This is a genomic window from Pseudarthrobacter sp. R1, assembly GCF_024494415.1.
GTDB lineage: Bacteria > Actinomycetota > Actinomycetes > Actinomycetales > Micrococcaceae > Arthrobacter.
In genome coordinates this window covers 261,755-285,391 of the sequence record NZ_JAMKFI010000009.1, presented here as the reverse complement: position 1 = coordinate 285,391, position 23,637 = coordinate 261,755, and the positions used below count along the sequence as shown (strand labels likewise).

The 23,637-nt window shown below is 63.4% G+C and carries 17 protein-coding genes; 6 read left to right on the top strand and 11 right to left on the bottom strand.

All coding sequences use genetic code 11. The features are described from left to right. From araA to M8J71_RS18515, 7 genes are all read right to left on the bottom strand, one after another. The coding region (gene araA, locus M8J71_RS18545; RefSeq protein WP_256249278.1) for an L-arabinose isomerase at window positions 1-1,240 on the bottom strand (1,240 nt) is incomplete at its 3' end. A 52-nt stretch (window positions 1,241-1,292) separates the two neighbouring features. Continuing rightward, window positions 1,293-2,336 (bottom strand): LacI family DNA-binding transcriptional regulator, encoded by a 1,044-nt coding sequence (locus M8J71_RS18540; protein ID WP_256249277.1) that lies wholly within the window; start codon window positions 2,334-2,336, stop codon window positions 1,293-1,295. A gap of 81 nt (window positions 2,337-2,417) precedes the next feature. Then, the gene (locus M8J71_RS18535; RefSeq protein WP_256249276.1) at window positions 2,418-3,155 is read right to left on the bottom strand and encodes an L-ribulose-5-phosphate 4-epimerase; all 738 of its coding nucleotides are present in this window, start codon (window positions 3,153-3,155) and stop codon (window positions 2,418-2,420) included. Next, entirely contained in the window at window positions 3,152-4,774 is a 1,623-nt protein-coding gene (locus tag M8J71_RS18530) for a xylulokinase (RefSeq protein WP_256249274.1), read from the bottom strand. The genes M8J71_RS18535 and M8J71_RS18530 overlap by 4 nt, the downstream gene beginning before the upstream one ends. A 194-nt stretch (window positions 4,775-4,968) precedes the next feature. Further along, a complete protein-coding gene (locus M8J71_RS18525) occupies window positions 4,969-7,452 on the bottom strand; it encodes a glycoside hydrolase family 2 TIM barrel-domain containing protein (RefSeq protein WP_256249273.1) in 2,484 nt (827 codons plus the stop codon). A gap of 94 nt (window positions 7,453-7,546) precedes the next feature. Beyond that, entirely contained in the window at window positions 7,547-9,709 is a 2,163-nt protein-coding gene (locus M8J71_RS18520) for a glycoside hydrolase family 3 protein (RefSeq protein WP_256249272.1), read from the bottom strand. Between the two features lie 197 nt (window positions 9,710-9,906). Then, window positions 9,907-11,349, bottom strand: a complete 1,443-nt coding sequence (locus tag M8J71_RS18515) for an MFS transporter (protein ID WP_256249271.1) — start codon at window positions 11,347-11,349, stop codon at window positions 9,907-9,909. A gap of 310 nt (window positions 11,350-11,659) precedes the next feature. On the opposite strand from M8J71_RS18515, the gene M8J71_RS18510 reads away from it, so the two are divergent. After that, window positions 11,660-12,592, top strand: a complete 933-nt coding sequence (locus M8J71_RS18510; RefSeq protein ID WP_256249269.1) for an SGNH/GDSL hydrolase family protein — start codon at window positions 11,660-11,662, stop codon at window positions 12,590-12,592. A 108-nt stretch (window positions 12,593-12,700) separates the two neighbouring features. Here the strand turns inward: M8J71_RS18510 and M8J71_RS18505 are convergent, their stop codons facing one another. Beyond that, complete coding sequence (locus M8J71_RS18505) at window positions 12,701-13,936, bottom strand: ROK family protein (protein WP_256249268.1); 1,236 nt, start codon at window positions 13,934-13,936, stop codon at window positions 12,701-12,703. A 126-nt stretch (window positions 13,937-14,062) separates the two neighbouring features. Between M8J71_RS18505 and xylA the strand changes: the two genes are divergently transcribed. The 3 genes from xylA to M8J71_RS18490 all read left to right on the top strand — a co-directional run bounded on the left by xylA (window position 14,063) and on the right by M8J71_RS18490 (window position 18,034). Further along, the gene (gene xylA, locus M8J71_RS18500; protein ID WP_256249267.1) at window positions 14,063-15,187 is read left to right on the top strand and encodes a xylose isomerase; all 1,125 of its coding nucleotides are present in this window, start codon (window positions 14,063-14,065) and stop codon (window positions 15,185-15,187) included. Next, window positions 15,184-16,512, top strand: a complete 1,329-nt coding sequence (locus tag M8J71_RS18495) for an enolase C-terminal domain-like protein (RefSeq protein WP_256249266.1) — start codon at window positions 15,184-15,186, stop codon at window positions 16,510-16,512. The genes xylA and M8J71_RS18495 overlap by 4 nt, the downstream gene beginning before the upstream one ends. A gap of 169 nt (window positions 16,513-16,681) precedes the next feature. Beyond that, window positions 16,682-18,034 carry an MFS transporter gene (locus tag M8J71_RS18490; protein WP_256249265.1) on the top strand — a complete coding sequence of 451 codons (1,353 nt, stop codon included), beginning with the start codon at window positions 16,682-16,684 and terminating at the stop codon, window positions 18,032-18,034. 112 nt (window positions 18,035-18,146) lie between these two features. Here the strand turns inward: M8J71_RS18490 and M8J71_RS18485 are convergent, their stop codons facing one another. Together M8J71_RS18485 and M8J71_RS18480 are read right to left on the bottom strand one after the other, a co-directional pair. Further along, the gene (locus M8J71_RS18485) at window positions 18,147-19,376 is read right to left on the bottom strand and encodes a beta-ketoacyl-[acyl-carrier-protein] synthase family protein (RefSeq protein ID WP_256249264.1); all 1,230 of its coding nucleotides are present in this window, start codon (window positions 19,374-19,376) and stop codon (window positions 18,147-18,149) included. Window positions 19,377-19,381: 5 nt separating this feature from the next. Further along, window positions 19,382-20,995: a peptide chain release factor 3 gene (locus tag M8J71_RS18480; protein ID WP_163161347.1), complete on the bottom strand. Its 1,614-nt coding sequence runs from the start codon at window positions 20,993-20,995 to the stop codon at window positions 19,382-19,384. A 309-nt stretch (window positions 20,996-21,304) separates the two neighbouring features. Here M8J71_RS18480 and M8J71_RS18475 point away from each other — a divergent pair, with 309 nt between their 5' ends. After that, complete coding sequence (locus tag M8J71_RS18475) at window positions 21,305-21,457, top strand: hypothetical protein (RefSeq protein WP_256249262.1); 153 nt, start codon at window positions 21,305-21,307, stop codon at window positions 21,455-21,457. A gap of 250 nt (window positions 21,458-21,707) precedes the next feature. Beyond that, entirely contained in the window at window positions 21,708-22,784 is a 1,077-nt protein-coding gene (gene disA / locus M8J71_RS18470; protein ID WP_256249261.1) for a DNA integrity scanning diadenylate cyclase DisA, read from the top strand. 17 nt (window positions 22,785-22,801) lie between these two features. Here the strand turns inward: disA and M8J71_RS18465 are convergent, their stop codons facing one another. Beyond that, window positions 22,802-23,488 carry a hypothetical protein gene (locus tag M8J71_RS18465; RefSeq protein ID WP_256249260.1) on the bottom strand — a complete coding sequence of 229 codons (687 nt, stop codon included), beginning with the start codon at window positions 23,486-23,488 and terminating at the stop codon, window positions 22,802-22,804. Between the last annotated feature and the right edge of the window lie 149 nt (window positions 23,489-23,637).

Genomic DNA, 23,637 nt, shown 5'->3' with positions numbered 1-23,637 from the left:
CGGCGTTCGCCACCAGGCGGAACCTGTCCCGCATGTCGGACAGGGCGACGACGACCCCCGGGGAGGCATCGGCGTCGAACACCAGGCGCACGGGGTCTTCCTTGCCGCCGATGCCCAGCGGATGGATCTCCAGGCGCGGCTTCCCGGCGGTCAGGGAGGGGCAGACCTCCAGCATGTGGGCGCCCAGGATCTTCTCGGCTCCAGGTTCCAGGTGGTACGTGTAATCCTCCATCAGCGACGCCCCGCCAGGCAGGCCCGCGCCCATCACCTTCGCGGCGCGGACCAGGATGGCGGTCTTCCAGTCGCCCTCGGCACCAAAGCCGTAACCGGCCGCCATCAACCGCTGCACGGCCAGGCCGGGAAGCTGGCGGAGCGCGCCAAGGTCCTCAAAGGATGTGGTGAACGCGGCCGACCCGTTGGCTTCCAGGAAGCTGCGCAGGCCCAGCTCGATCCTTGCACCATAGCGGAGGGAGTCGTGGCGGGCGGCGCCTGCGCGGAGTTCCGGAACCACGTCGTAAAGTTCCTCGTACTCGGCAACCAGGGTGTCGACGTCGGACTCTGCGGCACCATGCACGGCGTCGGCAAGCTCGTTGACGGACCACGTGTTCACGGCGACGCCGAAGCGCAGCTCAGCTTCGGTCTTGTCGCCCTCGGTGACGGCAACGTTTCGCATGTTGTCGCCGAAGCGGGTCAGCTTCAGGGTCCGGACGGCTGCCCAGCCGGCGGCGGCCCGCTGCCATGAGCCCACCTGGCGGGCCACATCGGGGTTGGAGACGTGCCCCACCACGGTCTTGCGGGCGATGCCCAGGCGGGACTGGATGTAGCCGAACTCGCGGTCACCGTGCGCGGCCTGGTTCAGGTTCATGAAGTCGAAGTCGATGTCCGCCCACGGCAGGTCCCGGTTGGCCTGGGTGTGCAGGTGCAGCAGCGGCTTGCGGAGCAGGTCCAGTCCCTGGATCCACATCTTCGCCGGTGAGAACGTATGCATCCAGGCCGTGACGCCGATGACGGAATCGTCCGAGTTGGCCTCAAGCGCAGTCCGGCGGATGGCGTCAGAGTCGGTCAGGACCGGCTTCCAGACGATCCGTACAGGCACCGAGGAGGACGCGTTGAGCTGGTTGGCGATTTCCTGGGACTGGGCCGCCACCTGCTTGAGGACGTCCTCGCCGTAGAGGTGCTGGCTGCCCGTGAGGAACCAGACCTCGTAACCGTCAAGGGAAGTGGATGCTGCAGTGCTCATGGGTTCTCCTGAAAAGTAAAGGGGTATGACGGGTTGCTAGCTTCGTGGGAAGTCAAGTGTTTCTGTCTAAGTATGGGGAGTGTTCCGGTGGTGGTGCTGTGCTTGCCCGCAACACCATGCGAGGGGTTACGACTGTAGAGGTTGCTCCCGTTCCGGTATTGATTTTTTTCAGCATGACATCGACACATCGGTGCCCCAACTCTTCAAAATCTTGCCGCACGGTGGTGAGCGGCGGGGTAAAGTAGCCGGACTCTGGCTGGTCGTCGAAGCCCACAATTGAGACGTCATGAGGGACCCGGACGTTGGTCTCTGCGAAGGCCCGCAGCACGCCTAGCGCCATTTGATCGTTGCCCACGAACAGGGCGGATATCTTCCGTTCAGCAGCGATTCTAAGGCCGATCTCGTAGCCGCTGCCGGCGCTCCAGTCACCTTCCAGAAGAATCTGGTCACTCACGCCCGCATCGAGTAGTGCGTCTCGCCATCCGGCTGCCCTTTCGGTGCTGTCAGTCCAGTCGGGTGGACCGGATACATGGGCTATCCGGCGGTGGCCCTGCTCAAGAAGGTGCCTAACGGCAAGGCGGGCGCCTTGGCGCTGGTCGACCGTGGCCCCGCTGATGCTGCTGTTCCCAGGGGAACCGACGGTCACTACGGGCACCGACAGGTTCATCTCATCCAACGCATCGACGGTACTTAAATGCGGTACCAGCGCGACGATCCCGTCAACGCCCTGGTCGGTGAAGTGGCTGACGGCATTGAGGATGCCCTCTTTGGTCACCTCTCGAAGTGCAGCGATGCTGACGAAGTAGCCGGCGTTACGGGCGGCCTGCTCTAGGCCCAACAGAGTGTGGGCGGGGCCGTATTGAGACAATTCGCTGGCCAGCACGCCTATGGTCTGTGAGCGCCGGGTAACGAGGCTGCGCGCGGCGGTGTTCCGGCGGTACCCGAGTGTCATGATGGCGGATTCCACTTTTTGCCTGGTCGTCTTGCTGACGTTTGGGTGGCTATTGACCACCCGGGAGACGGTTTGGTGTGAGACTCCGGCGAGTTCAGCGACATCTTGCAGCCGTGGCATCTGCCGGTTGCTGGTTCTGGTCATGTCGCTAACGCCCGTAGGAAAGGAATGGCATTACTGGCGCTCTCGGTGAGACTGAAGCATGACCGGTTGTCCTGGTTCGCGTCAGTTCAGGGCTCCTGTTGGGTCTTGTCCGTAGACGTTCTGGTAGCGGTTGAAAAGAGAATCGATTGCGTCGGCGGCTATCGCCTGGGGATTCCCAAGCTGTCGCGAGAAGAGTACGGAGCGGGCGACGTCTTCAACCATGACCGCCGCCTTGACGGCGTCACGGGCGTCCTTGCCAATAGTGAACGGACCGTGGTTCTTCATCAGTACTGCGCGGGAACGGTGCCCCTGCAGCGTCTCAACAATGCCGCGGCCAATCGAATCATTACCAATGATGGCAAAGGGACCGACAGGGATTTCGCCGCCGAATTCGTCGGCAATAGCGGTTGTAACGCAGGGAATGGGTTCACCATGCGCAGCCCAGGCCACCGCGTAAGGCGAGTGGGTGTGAACCACTCCCCCGACCTCGGGCATGTTCCGATATACATAGGCATGGGCGGCGGTGTCACTTGACGGGGCCCTTTCGGAGCCCAAGGATCCGGGCACTACCTGGCCATCGAGGGTGCATAGAATCATGTTCTCGGGTGCAAGGTCGTCGTACAGCACCCCGCTTGGCTTAATTACGAAGTAATCTGTGCCTGGAACGCGGCCGGAGATATTGCCGCCCGTCCACACCACAAGGTTGTAGCGGACCAGTTCGGCGTGCAGTGTGGAGACTTCGGTTCGGACCCGGTTGATCAGGTCGGCGACATCGTCATTTATGGGATGGGTGGGCTCGGTTTCTTTTACGTCGGTCATTGTGTCGCTCCTTTTAGTGTGAGGGTGTTGACTGCTGCGCGCTGGATGGCCAATCCGGCGCTGTAGCGGTCGAGGTAGGCCGTGAACCCGGTAGCGTCTGCTGGGTCCGGATTGGTCGTCTCGAAGGCAGCGCCGCCGAACACAGAGTTGCGCAGGTACGCATCGAGGTCATCGGATGGGTCCTTCACGAAGGCTGCCAGCACGGCGATTCCCCAGGCCCCGCCCTCCGAGGCGGAGTCCGCCACCGAAACGGGAGCGTTCAAGGCTCCGGCAAGGAACCGCTGGGCGACACCGGCGGTCTTAAACATGCCGCCATGGGCGAACATCCTGTCGATGGATACGTTTTCAGTCTCAAGCACCCGCATGCCGAGAACGAGGGTGGCAAATACTCCATAAAGTTGGGCACGCATGAAGTTGGCCAGGGTGAAGTTGCTGTCAGGCGTCCGCACGAACAAAGGACGTCCCTCGCTGGTCCCCGCGATAGGTTCCCCCGCAAGGTAGTTATAGACGAGCAGCCCCCCGGCATCGGTTTCGCCCTTCAGCGCCTCCTGCAAAAGCGCACTGAATGCTTTGTCGGAATCGACAGTGGTCCCTGCCGCGCTGGCGAATTGGGCGAATAAGTGTGCCCAGGCAGCGAGTTCGCTGGCGCCGTTGTTGCAGTGGACCATCGCTACCGGGGCGCCTGCCGGAGTGGTCACCAGGTCGAGCTCGTGGTGCACCTGCGCCAATGGACGCTCGAGAACAACCATCGCGAAAATGCTTGTCCCGGCGCTGACATTTCCGGTCCGGGGTGCCACCGAACAAGTGGCCACCATGCCGGTGCCCGCGTCACCCTCGGGTGGACAAAAGACTGCGCCGGGCTGCAGGCCCCCTGAAGGGTCCAGCAGCCGGGCCCCTGCTTCTGTTAACTCTCCCGCGTTTACGCCTGCGACCAAAACCTCGGGGAGCAGCCGCGCAATATCCATCCCGGGAGTGCTTCCGGCCGCGAAAGTGTCGTAGCGCTTCATTAGCGCCGCGTCATAGTCGAGCGTGGCCGAATCTATCGGGAACATGCCGGAGGCGTCACCTACACCGACAACCTTCCGATCTGTCAGGCGCCAGTGGACGTACCCCGCCAGCGTGGTCATGAAATCAATTCGGCCAACGTGGGGCTCCTGATCCAGAACCGCCTGGTGCAGGTGCGCTATCGACCAGCGGAGGGGAATGTTCACATCGAAGAGTCCGGTGAGTTGCTTCGCTGCCGGTCCGGTTGTTGTGTTTCGCCATGTCCGGAACGGCACGAGAAGTTCATCATTAGAGTCGAAGGCGAGGTAGCCGTGCATCATCGCGGAGATGCCGATGGACTCCAGGGCAGCGGGTCGGACTCCGTAGCGGCGCTCGGAATCAGCAAGAAGATCGGCATAGACCGCCTGGACTCCTGACCAGACATCTTCCAGAGAGTAGGTCCACAGTCCATCTATGAACGAGTTCTCCCAGGTGAAGCTCCCAAGGGCCAGTACGTCGCGTGGATCATCCCCAATCAAACAGGCCTTGATCCGGGTAGAGCCCAATTCGATTCCAAGACGACCGCGTCCGGAGCGAATGTAATCAACCGCTTCTTTGTTGCCGGGAGTACCCACAAAAAATCCTTAAATGCTCTGTTAGCGCTAACAAGTTTTGACCAGACTACGCCATTTGGCGAATAACAGCCAAAAAGCCGCCGGCGTTTTTTGGGGTTCCGTTGTCCATCCGACGCCGGTGTTCAAAGGTGTACCAGTCAAAGCTCGACCGCTGCCAATCGGCCGGCCGTGCGCTTTGATCGGGCTGGGACTTTTTACTTCAGTGCTGCTCCGCGACTTGTGCTCGTGGTGGCTGAGCGTGCTTCGACCTGGATTGAAACGGGGTCCAGCCATTTGGCGCTGACGGTGACAACGATTGGGCCAGGGACGCGTGTGGAACGGATAACAGCGAGGGCCCTTCCTCGGTACGTCGTCCGGGTTTCCGCTGACAACTGTTCGGTTGTTGTTGGCTGGGCACTTCCGGCCCCAAGGAGTGTTCCCCCGTCAACTTCGACTTTGACCTCTCGGTCGGCCAGCGGCTGGACGATGCCATCAGGGTCGGTCAGCTCGATGTTCACGAACAGGAGATCTGCTCCATCGGCAATGATCTCGGTGGACTCCGGGCGGACTCGCAGCTGCGTTTCATCGCCGGCCGTTCGCAGCTCGTTTCGGCCTGTCTCCTTGCCCTGGTGGTCGTAGGCGACGGCGGTGAGCGTGCCTGATCGGTACGTCACCGGCAGCTGCACTCTGAACTCGTCCTGCTCAGTGAGTGTTTTCTGTCCAACGACCCGGCCATTAAGGAGGAGTTCAACACGGGCGGCCTGCGTGTAGATCTCGACTACAGTCTTTACTCCTTCGTAGCCGGGCCAACTCCAGCTGTGGACGGAGTCAGTGGGGCGCCAGTTGTTCTTTGTAGGCTTCTCCCCCGCGTGGTCCAAGGGGCGGATGGCAAGATAGGGTGCGGACCGAAGGCCCCAGACGATTTCCGTGTAGTAGGACCAGGGCTGTCGAAATCCCGTGATGTCGATGAGCGGTTCACCGGCTAGGAGGGCGGGGTAGGGCTGGGACAAGCGGCGTGGCTGGTTGTACTGCTGGGTGGCAAGTCCGGCTTCCCCAACGTAGTCCCAGGCGGTCCATACGAATTCACCGATCACGTTCGGCATGGCATCGATGAGCTTCCACAGCTTCGCGGTCGTCGATGGAAAGGTTTCGGTCCCCACGATCACCCTGTCGGGGTGCTTTAGGGTGTCAATCTTCCACCGGTCGTGGCCATAGTTGTAGCCGGCGACATCCAGTGCCTTTTGCGCGTGATGTGTCCGCTTCTCGGCCCGCGGCAGCCGCATCAGGAATGGGGTTGCCTTTTCAAACATCCCCATGACGAAGTTAAGGACAGCGATGAGCTTTTCCGGGTCCGCCTCTTTTGCCTTCTTAGGCTCGTCCTTCTGCTTTTGGAGTGCCTCCGGTTCTGCCATCGGTGCCATGAAGGTCAGCAGGTAGTTCAGGCCGTTGGTGACCAGCCTGCCGGGGTCGATCTGCCGGATCGCATTTACCATCTCATAGCCGAGTTTTTCGCCGCGGGGCGTTCCGACCTCAGCGATTTCATTGCCGATGGAGTACATGATGACCGAGGGGTGGTTCAGGTCTCTCAGCACCATGGATTCGAGATCAGCCCGCCACCATTCATCGAAATCTTTGGAGTACCCGTCACGGGTTTTTGCCCGCCACCATTCGTCGGTGAGTTCGTCCATGACGAGCATTCCCAGCCGGTCGCATGCCTGAAGCATGGCGCGGGAGATTGGGTTGTGGGAGCTGCGTATGGCGTTGTAGCCGCTTTCCTTGAGGATGCGTACCCGACGCTCTTCGGCTGCGTAGAGCGTGTGCGCTCCGATGACGCCGTTATCGTGGTGCAGGCAGGCGCCGCGAAGCTTCAGGGTGACCCCGTTGAGCTGGAAGCCGTTTTGGGCGTCCGCTGACACCGTTCTTAAGCCGAACTCCCCTGCCCACTCGTCTATGGTGGCCCCATCGGCAGCGAGTTCTGCGTGGACCTCGTACAGGAACGGTTCCTCGACCGACCACAGCTTGGCGTCCGACACCGTAAATGTTGTGCCCGCATGCGAGGTGCCGGCAGCCGGGACGAGGGTGGGCCCAATGGTTGCTTCTGCAACCGTCATCCCGCCAGGTTCGCGCAGCATAACCCGGGTGGTGCCTTCGCGATTTTTGGCTCCTATATTGGTGAGCGTGAGATCCACCTGGACGGTCGCTGTTGATCCGTTCAAGGTGACGGTTTGTAGGCGGACACCGTCTGGATCCAAATGCAGCGGGGCGCCTATCATCAGGTGGACTGGCCGGTAGATTCCGGAGCCGGAGTACCAGCGGGAGTTCGGACCCGAAGGATTGTTCGCCACCACCTCGAGCACATTCTCTTCGCCGATCATCAGGTGCTTGCCCAGGTCAACCCGGAACTGCGCATAGCCGGAGGGCCGCCCTCCGATCCGGTGCCCGTTCAGGTAGACATCGGACCTCATGTACACGCCTTCGAACTCGACGAGCACCGTTGCGTCCCGCCAGTCTTCAGGGGCGAGGAAACGTTTTTCGTACCTGTACACACCGCCCGGATAGAAGCCCGTGTGGTGGGCGTTCGGGGTCTCCGGGTCCCGCTGCTCAAACAGCATCGCATCGTGCGGCAGAGTGACGGCGGTTGCCTCTGTCGCTGTGTCACTGCGGACGGTCCAGTCATCAACGAAGGGCAGGCGGAGCACGGTGACCTCCAGGTCGGGATCGGTAGGAGAATACGGATAAGTGATGCGGGGCGCCCGGGCTGAGCATAGGGCGCCGGTAGGGGTGTGTCCCTGACTAGGGAAGACGCAGTGTTGTTAACGACGCTGTTGGGTCTCCCGAGTAGGCCGCGGCTTCCAGAACCGCTTCCGGTGCCGCCCACTCAAAGTGCCCGTCGTTCCGGCGCTGTAGGGGCCGAAGCGAGCCCTCCAGCTCAATTGACTTCGTTTCCCCAGGTTCCAGGTTTACGGGCCGGAAACCCATCAGCACGCGGCGGGGGAAGTCCTCGGCCTGGAGAGATCCGTAAAGCTGAACCACATGCCGGCCGGCCCGGTCCCCGGTGTTGCGAACCTGCGCTGTCACAGTCACTGTGTCACCGGAAACGGCGGCGATGGAAAGATCGTCGGTTTCAAAGGTGGTGTAAGAGAGCCCGAACCCAAGCGGGAAAGCCGGAATGTGCCCATCGCGGTCCAACAGGCGCTGACCAAACCAGCGGTCGTACACGATGCTGGTGGCCTCCCGATCGAAGTAGGGAAGGTGCTCCTCCGTAGTTGGAATCGCATAGGGAAGCCGGCCGCCGGCATCAACTGCTCCATACAGAACATCAACGAGTGCGTGCCCACCCTCCGCGCCGGAGTACCACCCCACGAGCACAGCCGGAACTTGCTCCCGCCACGACTCCATGATCACCGCTCCGGCTGTAACCACCACGACAACCGTACGGGGATTGGCGGCGGCAGTTGCCAGGATGATTTCTTCATCGATAGGCCGAAGCCTGAGGCCTGCACGGTCACCGCCGACGGTGCTGCCCATCGCCCCGGCAGCTCCCATGAGATTGCTCGGATCCATCCCATCCGGGAACGGCGGGAAGAGGGCAAGGAGTTCCGGGGCGAGCATGCTGTCGCCACCGACGTATTCGCCCTCATCCTCCGCGGTGTAGCCGACAACGACAATCGCGACGTCAGCCTTTTCTGCCGCTGCCGCCGCAACCTTCACGTCATCTTCGAAGACGGTAAGGAGTTGCACTTCCGGAAGCCGTTCCCTGAAGCCGTCGAATGCGGTGACGACGTCCGGAGAACGGACGGAGGAGGAGCCGTGATCACCCGTATTTGGCAGGTTCGCCAGCCTGCCGATCAAGGCGACCGAGGAAGCCTTGTCCGGGGCCAAGGGCAGCACCGGAGATGCGTCAACGGGATGGTTTTTGAGTAACACCATGGACGCGGCCGACACCTCCCGGGCCAGGCTCCGATGCTCGGCGCAGAACACCACCTCGGCGCTTGGCTCCTCCTCACGAGCAGATGCGTAGTGATGCAGTTGCGTGCGAAGGATGCGCCTGGCTGCACGATCGACGTGATCCCAGGCAACACGGCCGGATTCCAGGTCTGCGGGCAGGTGCTGGGCGCGCTGCTGGCGCATGGGTGCCTCGACGTCCAATCCTGCGCGCAGGGAGAGCCCGGCGTCACGGAAGCCGGAAACGAAGTCGGTCATGGTGACTCCCTGGAAACCCCACTCACCTCGGAGGACACCTTCCAACAGTGCCTCGTTCTGTCCTGCCCACTCCCCGTTGACCGAGTTGTAGGAGGTCATGATCCCGTCGACACCTTCCTCGACCACCCTGCGGAAGTGTGGGAGGAATGCTTCGTGGAGGGTCTGTTCGTCGGCGAGCACATCGACTTTGAACCGTGCGTTTTCCATTGAGTTGAGAGCGTAGTGTTTGGCGACCGCCATGGCGTTGCGTTGGACCCCGCGGACGAGGGCGGCGCCGAACTCGCCCAGGAGGTACGGGTCCTCGCCGTAGGTTTCCTGGGCCCGCCCCCACGCGGGGTGTCTCGGCAGATTAATGCAGACACCGCCGAAGAAGTTTCCTCCCTGGGCGCGCAGTTCCCGCCCGATGGCGACCCCCACACGCTCTTCCAGGTCGACATCCCAGGTGGCTCCCCGCGCCATCGAGACCGGGAACGCGGTCGACGCGCCCATAACGACACCGCGTGGGCCGTCACTGAATCGCAGGCCTGGTATGCCGAGCCGCTCAGTCTCTCCCATGACGATGGGCTTGAGGTTGTATCCAGCGCTCATTTCGGCGATGCCTGCCCAGAACTCCGAATCACCGTCGAGCAACCCCAGCTTCTCCTCGGGCGTCAGCTGTTCCAAAAGGTTCTCAGTTTCCCGCTCAAGGTCAGATCCGCGCTTCAGGCGCGCTACGGCGTCATCGAAGCTTTCCGTGTGGGCGGCGGTGGACATGCTTATTCCTTTGCTCGGGGACAGAAATGTGAGGGTCCGGGCTGCAGACGCAGGATGGGATGAACTCTTGTTGCCTCAGCCGTGGCGAACTGGTCTGCAGGTTTAACGCCAGGATAGGCATGCCGTTGCGCCAGCCCTTGATTAAAGGTGCCGGCGCAACGCGGAGTTAAAGGTGCTGGCGCAACGCGGGAACTACATCAGCGGGCGCGACGGATAGGCAGGACCGCTAGCCCAGCCACGACCACGATGATGAATGCAATCGGCCATACCACGCCGTACGAGCCGCCGACGACGGCAACGGCGGTACCAGCGATGATCGGTGCGATCGCATTTCCGAGGTTCTGTCCGACAGCGGACATTCCAAGGTCGCGGCCCCTGGCTTCAGGGTCGGGAAGCAGGTCAATGAACAGAGCCTGGTCGACGACGAGGAACGCACCGAGTCCCAGCCCGCCAAGTGCTGCTTGTATAAACATTGCGGGAAGGGACGGCCAGACCCAGGGCACGAGGAAGCCCACCGCAATGATAATCGCGGCCGCGACGACGAACGGCTTCCGGCGGCGCAATTTGTCGGAAAGCCGGCCGGAGACCGCCATGGCGACCATCGTTGCCGGCAGTGCCACTACCTGCAGAAGGGGGGCCATTTGAGCGGCCTCCTCGGCACTGAGCGCAGGCGTGATGTAGCTCTGCAGCATGTAGATGCCGTAGGTGGTGCCGATACCGAACCCGCTCCACAGCAGAACCTTCGAAATCCAGGCCCACCGGTAGTCCCGGTCACGAAGAGCGATGACGAAGGAGGCAAACAGGGTCCGGATGCGGATCTTTTCGCGCGGCATGTGCTTTGAAGAACGGTCGCGGGCAAGGAGGATCAGTGGAACCGTGAGCAGCAGAAGCGTGACCGCGAACGGGTAGTAGCTGGCAAGGCCGATGGCTCCGAAGAGCATGCCTGCAACCACGGCACCAACAATGGCCGCAAAATAGACAACAACGCCGGTAACCGCAGACACCGATCCGAGCCGATCCTCGGGCACACGGTCCGCAACCGTGGCGACGAGGGGCCCCTGGGCGTTCCCGGCAACCTGAACTATGGACCAGATAAGCACCAGTAGAACAAGGTTGGGCGCAAGCGGCATGAGTGAAATGGCTGCTGCTCCCAGAACAGCACCCGCAGCAATGTAAGGAGTCCGCCGACCCCACTTCGTCCGGGTCCGGTCCGAGAGTGTCCCAATAATGGGGGACAAGAACATGCCAATAACTACGCCGGCGGATGTAACGAGGGAGAGGCCTGCAGCTCTTGAAGAATTGAATTCAGCCAGGAGATTCAGTTGGTCCCGCTGCTCGGCAGTGGGAGTCACCGCGCCGGAGGCCACTTGACTGCTCAGGTTGTTGAGCGCGGTCAAATCGACCCCGCTGTCGGGCCCGAAAATCCGGGCAAACTCAAGTGCTTGCACCTGCAGCGGGAGCAGGACCGTGAGCACGGCTCCCCAGAGGAGCGAGAAAGCGACGCTGGCAAGTGCGTAACCGCTCACGTAGCGGCGGTAAGCCTTTGTTTTCGGCTCGTAGCGAGGCGACAGGTCCTCAGGTGCTTGGGGGGCAGCGGGAGGAGCTCCTGCCGGCACGTGTTCTGATCCTATGGATCCCATTTCCAACTCCTTCGTTGTTCATCGCGCGGAGGTTCTCCAACCGCGGAAGCATTCGCAAAACAATATTCCCAGTCCGGGGAAAAAGCAATAGGTGCACCAAAACCGAATCCATCGTTGGTGCACAGTGCAGGGTTTGGGGCGGCTCTCCCGCAGCCACTCGCGGTTCTTATGCACGCCGAGCTGCTGAATCGCACTCCATGTGACGGCGCCGACCTTGACGGTCGACCGGGCGAAGGCTACATTTCCCCATCCGGGAACAAAGTCGTCGCGAGGAAGCGTCGGCACGCCCGTGATCCCCCAAGGAGAATTTATGCCAGTCCGTCCCCGCGCCATCGGTCGGCTTTCGGCCGCTACCGCAGCCGCTGCCATGTCCGTAGCCCTGACAGTGGTTCCTGCCGCATCGGCACCCTCGCCCACCCCCGAACCAGGTGCGAAATACGTTGCGCTTGGAAGCTCTTATGCTGCTGGTGGCGGTCTTGGTTCCGCAGATCCAACGGATTCGGGCGGGCAGTGTGGCCGCACCACCATTGCCTACCCTTACCTGCTGGCAGATGCGCTGGACCTGAAATTGACCAATGCAGCGTGCGGCGGAGCTTCCATTCCGAATGTTGCAAGCACCCCTCAACGTATCTGGAGCTGGGATGGCTCCAGCCGGGTGGGCGAGCTGCAAATCAACGCGGTCGACTTAGGCACCGACCTCGTAACGATCACCATTGGGGGCAATGACGTTAACTACGTTGGTAACTTGATGGCTGAAGCCTGTCTGGGCGACCTCGCGGCTAACCCGGCGAGTGTCATCAGTAATCAGCTCAAGCAATACGGACTGTGCACGCCACTGCCGGATTCGACTATCGATACCCGTCTGACCGGCATTACAGATTCCTTGGTTTCGATGGTTCAGGCGGTTCAGGAAAAGGCTCCACATGCCCGCGTAGTCCTTGTTGACTACCTTTCGGTGTTGCCCGAAAACGGCAAGCCCTGCGCTGCGGTCCCCATTCCTCAGGACCGTCAGAAATTCCTGCTGCATGTTGCCCGCGAGCTGAGCCTTGCAACGAAGCATGCGGCACAACAAACGGGCGCGGAACTGGTCACAGCGTCTAAGGAGAGCCGGGGGCATGATGCCTGCTCAGCCGATCCGTGGGTCACCGGATACGACTTTTCGCGCGGATTTGTCATGATGCATCCCAATGAGTCTGGCCACGCCGCCGTCGCGGAAGCCCTGCTAGAGCACTTGACGTCATAGGGGCGAAGCCTCCTGACTGTTCCACAGCTGTAACGGCGCAACGGTGGTGCCCACGCTCAACACGGCGCCACCGTTGCCGTCGCTGGAAGGCCAACGTTCCTTCGAAAGCTAGACCTGCAGCGTGTGGGGCGCTTCCAGCAATGCCTGAATCAGCCCCCGTGCCGCTCCCAGCAGGGCCCCTGAAGTCCCGGTGTTGGATGGGAATACTTGACCTGCAGCGAATTTGCCCGGGGCATAACGCTGGAGGCTTTCAAAGAGCGGAGCATGTAGCCAGGGTTCAAGAACAGCGAAATGCCCGCCGAGTACCACGGATCCAATTGGCACTACCCGTGCCGTCGAAGCCAGCGCCACACCTAGGCTGAACCCGGCACGCCCTACAGCAGCCAAAGCCTTTCTGTCCCCCGCGTGCAGCGCGCGTAAAAGGGCAGACATTGTCTCGGAGCGCGTACGGGGGCCGGGGTGATCATTGAGTCCGGCGGCGGCGTAAATGGCATCTTGACCAGCCACGGTTTCCAGGCAACCCCTCCCGCCACAGGAGCACGCGGTCCCGAAGGGGTCTACAACCACATGTCCTACTTCACCGGCGGAACCGTCAGGACCAGTGAAAAGTTCCCGACCAACGATGAGCCCGCCGCCCACACCCACCTCGCCCGAGACGAACAAGAAGTCACCGTCAACTCCCCGACCGTAACCGGACTCTGCCAGGGCAGCCGCGTTGGCCTCATTGGAGAGGCTGATCCCGAGCGGAGCGGCCGGAACAAGAAGGTCTAAATCCAGTTCAAGATTTTCCCATCCAAGGTTGGGAGCGGTCACCGCTCCACGTTTGGTTGTGTGCAGGATGCCCGGCAGGGCCAGCCCGCCGCCCAGAATCACCGTGCCGCTTTTCGCAGCGGACCGGCTTACTCGGGCCGCGAGTTCAGCGAGGGCGCTCATAACGGAGCGGTGATCGCCGCTGCGATTGTCGCGCTCCAGAATTTCATGGAACAACAGTGCGCCAGACAGACTTACCGCACCGGCAGCGATGTAGTCGACGTTGATTTCCATGCCCATCACAGCCCTGCATGGGTTAAGTATCAGGCCTACGCCGGGCCGGCCTCGGCCGGGTGAATGTAGTCCTCCGACTTCGCAAAGAAGCCCGGCGTCAAGGAGGTCAAGTACAAGGCTCGACACGGAGGCTTTGGTTAGACCAGTAGCAGATGCCACCTGTGCCCGACTTGGATGCACATCAGCAGCCGCCTCCGCAATCGTGCCGAGTACCAACGACAGGTTGCTCCGGCGAATGTCGCCCATGCTGCCGGGGTTACCGCTCTGCGGCGCGGCAAGGGGAAAGGTCGATATCGCCATGCGCTACTCCTCTAGGAACCCGGCCCTCGCGAGTCAGGCTGTTGACTCGAGCCTAGGCCCGACTATATAGTTCACGCAATAAACTATACGGCTGCCTGGTGGCAGCCAGAATTGCAAGGATGCATAATGACTCTTTCCCCCACCCCCGCTGACAAGTTCACTTTTGGTCTTTGGACTGTTGGCTGGACCGGTGCTGACCCGTTCGGTGTTGCGACCCGTGCGGCGCTGGATCCGGTGGAGGCGGTGCACCGGCTCGCGGAGCTGGGCGCGTACGGCATCACCTTCCATGACAATGACCTTGTCCCGTTTGAGGCCACAGCCTCGGAGCGGGAGCTGATCCTGAAGAACTTCAAGGCGGCCCTGGCCGAGACCGGGTTGAAGGTCCCCATGGTGACCACCAACCTGTTCAGCCACCCGGTGTTCAAGGACGGCGGGTTCACTTCCAACGACCGTTCCATCCGCCGCTTCGCCCTGTCCAAGGTCCTGCGCAACATTGATTCCGCCGCCGAGTTCGGCGCCGAAACGTTCGTGATGTGGGGCGGGCGCGAGGGCAGCGAATACGACGGGTCCAAGGACCTTTCCGCGGCCCTGGACCGGATGCGCGAGGGCGTGGATACCGCCGCCGCGTACATCAAGGACAAGGGCTACAACCTGCGGATCGCCCTGGAGCCCAAGCCCAACGAACCCCGCGGCGATATTTTCCTGCCCACCGTCGGGCACGGCCTGGCGTTCATCGCCCAGCTCGACCACGGCGACATCGTGGGCCTGAACCCCGAAACCGGGCACGAGCAGATGGCCGGGCTGAACTTCACCCACGGCATCGCCCAGGCCCTGTGGGCCGGCAAGCTGTTCCACATCGACCTCAACGGCCAGCGCGGCATCAAGTACGACCAGGACCTCGTCTTCGGCCACGGCGACCTCACCAGCGCCTTCTTCACCGTGGACCTGCTCGAAAACGGCTTCCCCATCCTGGAACAGAAGGTGGGCCGCATCATCGTCAACGGCTGGCCCACCGGCGTCGAAGTCGGCCACGCCATGGTTCACGGCGGCCCCTTCCCCGCCACCTCCGACTCCCGCACCACGTCAGTCGGAACACTCGCCATCAACCGCTTCCTGCGCCCCGTCGCCTACCAGAACCTCCCCCAGGAACTCCTCCCGGAGGCGCTGCAGGATGCCAACCCCTGGCACCTGAACCGACGGATCGACGGCGAAGTGGTCCCCGCTGCAGAGAAAGCTGAGGTCGGCGCATGAGCAACCAGCCCACCATCACCCGTGTGGAAGTAGTGCCCGTTGCCGGCCATGACAGCATGCTGATGAACCTCAGCGGAGCGCACGGCCCCTTCTACACCCGCAACGTCGTCATCATCACCGATTCCGATGGCCGCACCGGCCTCGGCGAGGTCCCCGGCGGCGAGAAGATCCGCACCACCATCGAGGAAGCCGGCGCCCTCATCAACGGCAAGCCGGTGGCACGCTACCGGTCACTCCTGCGCGAAGTGGCGGCCGAGTTTGCCGACCGCGACGCCGGCGGCCGCGGCCTGCAGACCTTCGACCTGCGCACCACCGTCCATGCAGTCACCGCCGTAGAGTCGGCCCTGCTGGACCTGCACGGCCAGTACCTCGGCGTCCCGGTGGCGGAACTGCTGGGCGACGGCCAGCAGCGCTCCTCCGTCCCGATGCTCGGCTACCTCTTCTTCATCGGTGACCATTCCCGCACCGACCTGCCCTACCTGGTGGAGGACGCACCGGCGGATCGCTGGGAGAAGCTCCGGCGCCAGGAGGCAATGACTCCGGACGCCGTCGTCGCCCTCGCCGAAGCCGCCCAGGAACGCTACGGCTTCAGCGACTTCAAGCTCAAGGGCGGCGTGCTGTCCGGCGACGATGAAGTGGATGTGGTCACGGCCCTGGCCAAGCGCTTCACGGAGGCAAGGGTGACCCTGGACCCCAACGGCGGCTGGCTGCTGGACGAAGCCATTCGGCTGGGCAAGCGGATGCAGGGCGTCGTTGCCTACGCCGAGGATCCCTGCGGGGCTGAAGGCCGCTTCTCCGGCCGCGAGGTGATGGCCGAGTTCCGCCGGGCCACGGGCCTGAAGACGGCCACCAACATGATCGCCACGGACTGGCGCGAGATGTCGCACGCCATCCGCAGCAACTCCGTTGATATTCCGCTGGCCGACCCGCACTTCTGGACCATGCACGGGTCCGTACGGGTGGCGCAGATGTGCCACGAGTTCGGCCTTACCTGGGGGTCACACTCGAACAACCACTTCGACATCTCGCTGGCCATGTTCACGCACACAGGTGCCGCGGCGCCTGGCGAGATCACCGCACTGGACACGCACTGGATCTGGCAGGACGGCCAGGGCCTCACCAAGGAACCGCTGCAGATCAAGGGCGGCGCCATCGAGGTTCCGGCCGCCCCCGGCCTCGGCATCGAGCTGGACCGCGAAGCCCTGGACAAGGCGCACCAGCTGTATCTGGCGCACGGCCTCGATGCCCGCGATGACAGCATCGGCATGCAGTACTACATCGATGGCTGGTCCTTCGATCCGAAGCGGCCCTGCCTCGTCCGATAGCAGCCGTCCGATAGCAGCCGTCCGGCAGCACCGTCCGGCAGCAGTGACGGGCAGCACTTTTCGGTAAAGTAGTGGGGTCCCTGTGGCGCGCCCCACTACTTTGCTGTGCCCCCGCATTTTTGGGCCCCGCCGCCGGCCTGCTTCATCTAACCCAAAGGAAATACATTCAATGAAGTCTGTAGACAATGCTGTCTCGGACGTGGCCTCGGCCACGAAAAAGTTCTTCAAGCGCGTGCTGCCCATCATGCTTGTCATGCTGGTCTGCAACCAGCTGAACCGGTCAAATATCGGGTACGCCCAGGACCACCTCCAGGCCGACGTTGGCATCGGTGCCGCCGCCTACGGGTTCGGGGCCGGGCTGTTCTTTATCGCGTATGCGATTTTCGAGCTTCCCAGCAACGTCATGATGGAGAAGTACGGCGCCAAGGTCTGGCTGACCAGGATCATGATCAGCTGGGGCACGGTTTCCTTCCTCATGGCGTTCGTACAGAACGAGACCATGTTCTACGTCCTGCGTTTCCTGCTGGGTGCAGCAGAGGCCGGGTTCTTCCCCGCCGTCATCTTCTACTTCGCCCGCTGGGTCCCCGCCGGCCAGCGCGGCAAAGCCACGGCAATCTTCATCGCAGGCTCTTCCATCGCCGCAGCGCTGTCCGGCCCCATCGCCGGGATGCTCCTCAGCCTCCACGGTGCCCTGGGACTGCGCGGCTGGCAGTGGCTGTTCGGCTTCGAAGGCGCCCTGTCCGTCGTCGTCGGCATCACCGTGTTCTTCCTCCTGGACGCCAAAATCAGGGACGCCAAGTGGCTCACCGCTTCTGAAAAGGACGCCCTGTCCCGCGCCATCGCCGATGAGGACGCGCAGCACGCCACGGCCGACGGCGGAAAGATCAACCGCTGGAAAATGCTCCTGAACCCGCAGATCCTGCTGCTGTGCGGCATCTACTTCTCCGTGCAGCTGTCCATCTACGCCAACACATTCTGGCTCCCCAGCATCATCAAGCAGATCCCCGGCACCACCGACCTGACCGTCGGCTTCCTGTCCTCCATCCCATGGATTTGCGCCGTGTTCGCCATGTACTTTGCGGCAAAGCTGCAGGACAAGGCCCGCTCCAAGAAGCCACTGCTGGTGGTTGCACTCCTGGTGGCCGCGGTTGGCACCTTCGCGGCAGCCACCGCCTCACCGGTTATGGCCCTGGTGTTCCTGGCCATCGCCGCCATGGGCTTCAAAAGCGCTTCCCCGCTGTTTTGGACCATCCCGCAGTCCGGCCTGCACCCGCTGGTCCTGGCTCCGGCCATCGCCATCATCAACTCGCTGGGCAACCTGGGCGGGTTCGTTGCACCGTTCGGTTTCGGCATCATCAAGGAACAGACGGGCAGCGTCATCCCCGGCCTGTTTGCTCTGGCGGCCGCCTCCACCATTGCCGCAGGCCTGGTGTACTTCCTCAAGGAACGCCGCAGCGAAACGGAGCCGACCGCCGAGTCCGAGGACCGCAGCGTGGAGGCGGCGGTGCCCAGCAGGGCCTAGTGACGAGGCGATTGTGCCGCAATCGCCGGAACGGTGCCGGGACGCTGTAGCGTTCCGGCGTCACCGCACCGTTCCAGCGCCCGGGCCGGCATAACCGTCCCGGGCGTCTGCGTTACTGGCCGGTGATTACCAGGGCAACGCTGTGCCCGCCGAAGCCGAAGGCGTTCACCAGGCCCGCCGAAGCATTCTCCGGCTGGAGCTGGCGCGCGTCTTCGGTGACGACGTTAAGGTCCACCTCCGGGTCCAGCTCTTCAACGTTGAGGGTCCCGGGCAGCATCCCTGTGCGCAGGGCTTCTGCGACCACGACGGCGGCCAGCGCACCGGCGCCGCCCAGCAGGTGGCCGGTGTGGCCCTTGGTGGAGGTGACCGGGACGCCGGGGCCGAAAATGGCGTTGATGGCCTGGCCCTCGAGCCGGTCCCCCACGGGGGTGGATGTGGCGTGGGCGTGCACAAACCCGATGTCCTGGGCCGTGAGGCCTGCGGATTCGAGCGCCTTCTGCATGACGCGCCGCTGCATGGCAGGATCGGCCGCCACGATATCGTTCGCGTCCGAGGTCACCGCTCCGCCTGCCACCGCCCCCAGCACCGCGGCGCCGCGGGCGCGTGCGTGTTCTTCGCTCTCCAGCACCACCACGCCGGCGCCCTCCGCGAGGACAAAGCCGTCACGGCCGCCATCGAACGGGCGTGATGCCCGCTGCGGGTCCCTGGCGCGGGTGGACAGCGCACGGATCTGGGAGAAGCCGGTGATCACCAGGTCGTTGATGGAGGCATCAACACCGCCGGCAATAACGACGTCGGCCGCCCCGGAGCGGATCATCTCCGCTGCCTGGACAATCGCCTCCGCCCCGGAGGCACAGGCGCTTACCGGCGTCCGGGCGCCGCCGCGGGCGCCGAGGTCGATGGAAACCCAGGCCGCCGGGCCGTTGACCATAAGGCGGGTGAGGGTGTGCGGCGAGACCTTGCGGGGGCCGGATTCGGCAAGGGTCCGGTCCTGCTCCAGGGTGGAGCCCAGCCCGCCGTACGCCGAGCCGATCACCACGGCAAAGCGCTCCGGATCCACCTCCGGGGCGCCGGCCTGCTTCCAGGCTTCCCGGGCAGCGATGAGCGCCAGCTGCCCGCAGCGGTCCATGCGCTTCATCTCACGGGTGCTGAGGTGCCCGGAAAGGTCAGCAGTGACCTGTCCTGCAATCTTCACGGGCAGCTGTTCCGCCCAGGCCTCCTCAAGCGGGGCAATGCCGGACTTTCCGGCCACCAGGCCTGACCAGGTCTCGGCCACAGACGAACCAAGCGGATTGATGGTGCCGGCGCCCGTGATCAGCGCACGGGGTTGAACTGCGTTCACGGTTCCTACTTTGCGGGGTTGTGTGTACCGATGGGGACAAGGGTGAGGTCCGGGTGGTTCTTTTCGATCCGGCGAAGGGCCCAAACATCATTGAACAAGGCCAGGTACTCGCCGTCGGACCGCAGGAGCACCTCGGCGCCCGGTACGTTGGCAAGCGCCGGCATGGCATCCGCCGTCGAAATCCTGGCCAGGGAGTAGGGCAGGCGTTCCAGCCGCATGGGGGCGCTGAAGTCGTGGGCCATCCGGTCCTCCACCACCTCGAACTGCATGGGGCCGACGGCGGCCAGCACCGGTGCCTGGTCTCCGCGGACGTCGGAGCGGAGCACCTGGATCACGCCTTCGTGCTCGAGCTGCTCGATGCCGCGGCGGAACTGCTTGAACTTGCTGGGGTCCTTGGAACGCGCAACCTGGAAGTGTTCCGGGGCGAACAGCGGGATGGCCGGGTATTCCACCGGGTCCTCGAGGAAGAGGCTGTCCCCCACGCGCAGGGAGGAAGCATTGACCAGGCCCACCACGTCGCCGGGGTACGCCTCGTCGATCACTTCGCGTTCGCGGCCGAACACCTGTTGCGCGTACTTGGTGGCGAAGGATTTCCCGGTGCGGGTCTGGGTGACCACCATGCCGCGCTCGAAGACGCCGGAGCAGACGCGGATGAAGGCAACGTGGTCGCGGTGGGCCTTGTTCATGCCGGCCTGGACCTTGAACACGAATCCGGAGAACGGCGATGCGACGGGACGCGGAGTGCCGTCCACGTCCGGACGCGGAGCTGCCGGCGGGGCGAAGTCAACCAGCGCGTCCAGCAGTTCCTTGACGCCGAAGTTCAGTGCGGCGGAGCTGAACAGGATGGGGGTGGCCTTGCCGGCGTGGAAGCTTTCGACGTCGAATTCCAGGTTGGATTCGATCACCAGGCCGGCCTCGTCCACGGCGTCGGACCAGTTGCTGCCCTGGCTTTCCGCTGCTTCCTCCGGGGTGAAGTACTCGGTGATGGCAATCTGCGCGCCGGCGTTGTTGCGCTGGAAGCGTGCGAAACGGTCATTGCGGAGGTCCCAGACGCCGCGGAAGTCCCCGGAGATGCCCACGGCCCAGGTCAGGGGCATGGGCTGGAGCCCGGTGCGCTCGGTGATCTCGTCCATCAGGGCCAGCGCGTCCAGGCCGGGCCGGTCCCACTTGTTGATGACGGTGATGATGGGCAGGTTCCGCTGCTTGCAGACCTCGAACAGCTTCATGGTCTGGGTTTCCAGGCCCTTGGCTGCGTCCACGAGCATCACTGCACAGTCGACGGCGGCGAGGACGCGGTAGGTGTCCTCGGAGAAGTCCGCGTGGCCGGGGGTGTCCAGGAGGTTAATGACGGTGTCCCGGTAGGAGAACTGCAGCGCCGCGGAACTGATGGAGATGCCGCGGTCCTTTTCCATCTGCATCCAGTCCGAGACTGTCTCCTTGCGGTTGGCCTTGCCGCTGGAGGCACCGGCGGTGCCGATCACCTTGGCGTGCAGGGCCAGCGCCTCGGTCAGTGTGGACTTGCCGGCGTCGGGGTGGGAAATGACAGCAAAGGTCCGACGCCGGCCCGCCTCTTTGTGAATCTCCGAGATCCGGGCGGGGGTGAGGACATCTTGGGACACGGTGCTACTTTCGCTGCGGTTTGGGCTGCCCCTGGCATTGGACAGGCTTCAGGGGAGACGGGCTGGCGGACAGCCAAGTTCCCAGTTTATCGCAGCTTGGAGCACCACCACGGGCTCTGCTTAACACCGACGAAACCCGCGCTTCAAAACGGCGAAATGAGTGCGGGCTACCGTGACCGCATGATGACGCCCCGCACGTCCCCTGCGCCGCCGAAAAGATCCGAAGCGGCAGGCTGCACTTCCTATCCAGGCAAACTGTTCTTCGATCCGTTGGCGGGCCCCCCTGAAGCACCAGGAGAGCGGGGACTTGTGTCCCCTTCGGGTGGAGACGGCTTCGCTGCAGAGGAGCCCCGGGCCCGGCCCCGGAAGAAGGCAGTTGTGGACGAACGGGCCCTTCGCGCAGCGTCACTCAGCAAAGTCAGCAGGGAGCTGGAACGGATGCTGCGCGAGCGCGCACGCTGAGTCCTGCCGCACTGTCTCTGACTGCTCCGGACCGGAAAGTGCCGCCCCGCCACCCGGCGCCGAACGCGTTCCTGCGCCGCTTCCTGTCCTCCCCTAATGGGGCACTTTAGGGCTTAACCGTGCGGAATGAGGTGTTTCTTACCCCTATCATTGAGCTTGCGGGAAATGAGTACTTTTTGATCCTGCCGGCCAAGCCTTAAAGCCGGCATTCCTGCGGGCGAAGGTCCGCAACTGTGAAGGGAAACACCTGATGGCGCGGAGCCCCGAAGAATCTTTGAGGGCAACTCTGGGCAGAGTGGCACCCGGAACCCCGCTCCGTGACGGCCTGGAACGCATCCTCCGTGGACGTACCGGTGCCCTCATCGTGCTGGGCTCGGACCGGACCATCGACTCCATCTGTTCCGGCGGCTTCGACATCGGCATCGATTTTTCCCCCACCCGCCTGCGCGAGCTCGCCAAGATGGACGGGGCAATCATCTGCGACAAGGACGCCGGCAATATCCTCCGCGCGGCAGTGCAGCTGGTTCCGGACTCCAGCATCGAAACCCAGGAGTCCGGCACCCGCCACCGCACGGCCGAACGCGTGGCCATCCAGACCGGCGTGCCCGTCATCTCAGTCAGCCAGTCCATGCAGATCATCGCCCTCTACGTCAACGGCCTGCGCCACGTCCTGGAGGGTTCGGAGAAAGTCCTGGCACGCGCCAACCAGGCCCTGGCCACCTTGGAGCGCTACCGCTCGCGCCTGGACCAGGTCACCAGCTCTCTCTCTGCCCTGGAAATTGAAGCCATGGTCACCGTGCGGGACGTGGCCGTCACCCTGCAGCGGCAGGAAATGGTCCGGCGCATCTCCGAGGAAATTGCCCAGTACGTCCTGGAACTCGGCGAGGACGGGCGGCTGCTGTCCCTGCAGCTCGATGAGCTCACCGTGGGCCGCGGCCCCGGAAGCGACGTCATCATCCGCGACTACGCCTCGCCCAATGCTTCGCCCGAGGACATCGAAAAGGCCGTCAGCGCCCTGGTGAACCTGGGACCCACCGAGCTGATCGATCTCGGAAAGATCTCCGGAATCGTCGGGTTCGCGGGCGGCGAGGCAAACCTGGACGCCGTGGTGCAGCCCCGGGGTTACAGGCTGCTCTCGGGATTGAAGGCAGTCCCGAAGGCCGTCGCGGACCGTTTGGTGGACCACTTCGGCGGGCTGCAGTTCCTGATGGCAGCCACCATCGACGACCTCATGACCGTGGACGGCATCGGCGACCAGCGCGCCCGGACAGTGCGGGAAGGCCTGAGCCGGATGGCGGAAGCAAGCCTGCTGGACCGCTTCCTCTAAGAACTTGGCAGGACTCGTCAGGCCAGCTGGAAAACTGCCTTGGGGCTGGCTTTGGAGCCAAGCTTCGCCGTGAAGATGTAATACGCCCCGCCGCCCCCGGGCTTGGCTTCCACGGGCTGGCAGCCTTCAACGCTGCGGTTGCGCTGCCACGGGAAGTTGGCGGTCTCGCTGGCGCCCGGGGCGATGATTTTCACCAGGTCTTCGCTCTTTGCCTGGCAGTCCCGGGACGAAAAGATGCGGTCCGCACCGCTTGTCACCAGGAACTCCATCTGCGACGTTCCAATGTTGACCTCGCACGGCATGGTGCCGCCGTTTGTCACTTTAAGGGTGAGCAGCGGGTTTTCCCCGGGCCCGTACGCGGCCTTGTCCGTGGAGGCAGAGACCGTCACGAGGTTCTGGTTGCAGGAAGGGGTGGCCGATGGCGTGGGTGTGGGTTCCGGTGCCGAGGCCGACGGCGATGCCTGGGTGGAGGGATCAGCGGAAGCTGTCGCGCCGGCACCGTCCGTGGACGACGCCTGCTCGGACTTGCCGCTGAAGGCCCCGGCAAGGGCAAAACTTCCGGCAATCAGTGCAATCACCATCAGCAGCGCCGCACCCAGGAACAGCCGGCGCCGGCGGTACACAGCGGGGCTGGGCTTGCGGACGGTGCTGGAACCGGATGTAGTGGCCCTGCCACGTGATGCTGAATCGCCTTGCCTGCCCATTCTTCTAGGCTAGAGAACGGGCGCGGATCTGCTCCGCCACCACGCCGCCGCCCGGACAACGCTCTGGTCACATCACGTTTCCGGCCCGCCAAGCGGATCAATTACAGTGTTGGGATCGATACTCAAGCCTCCACCACCGTTTCGCCTGC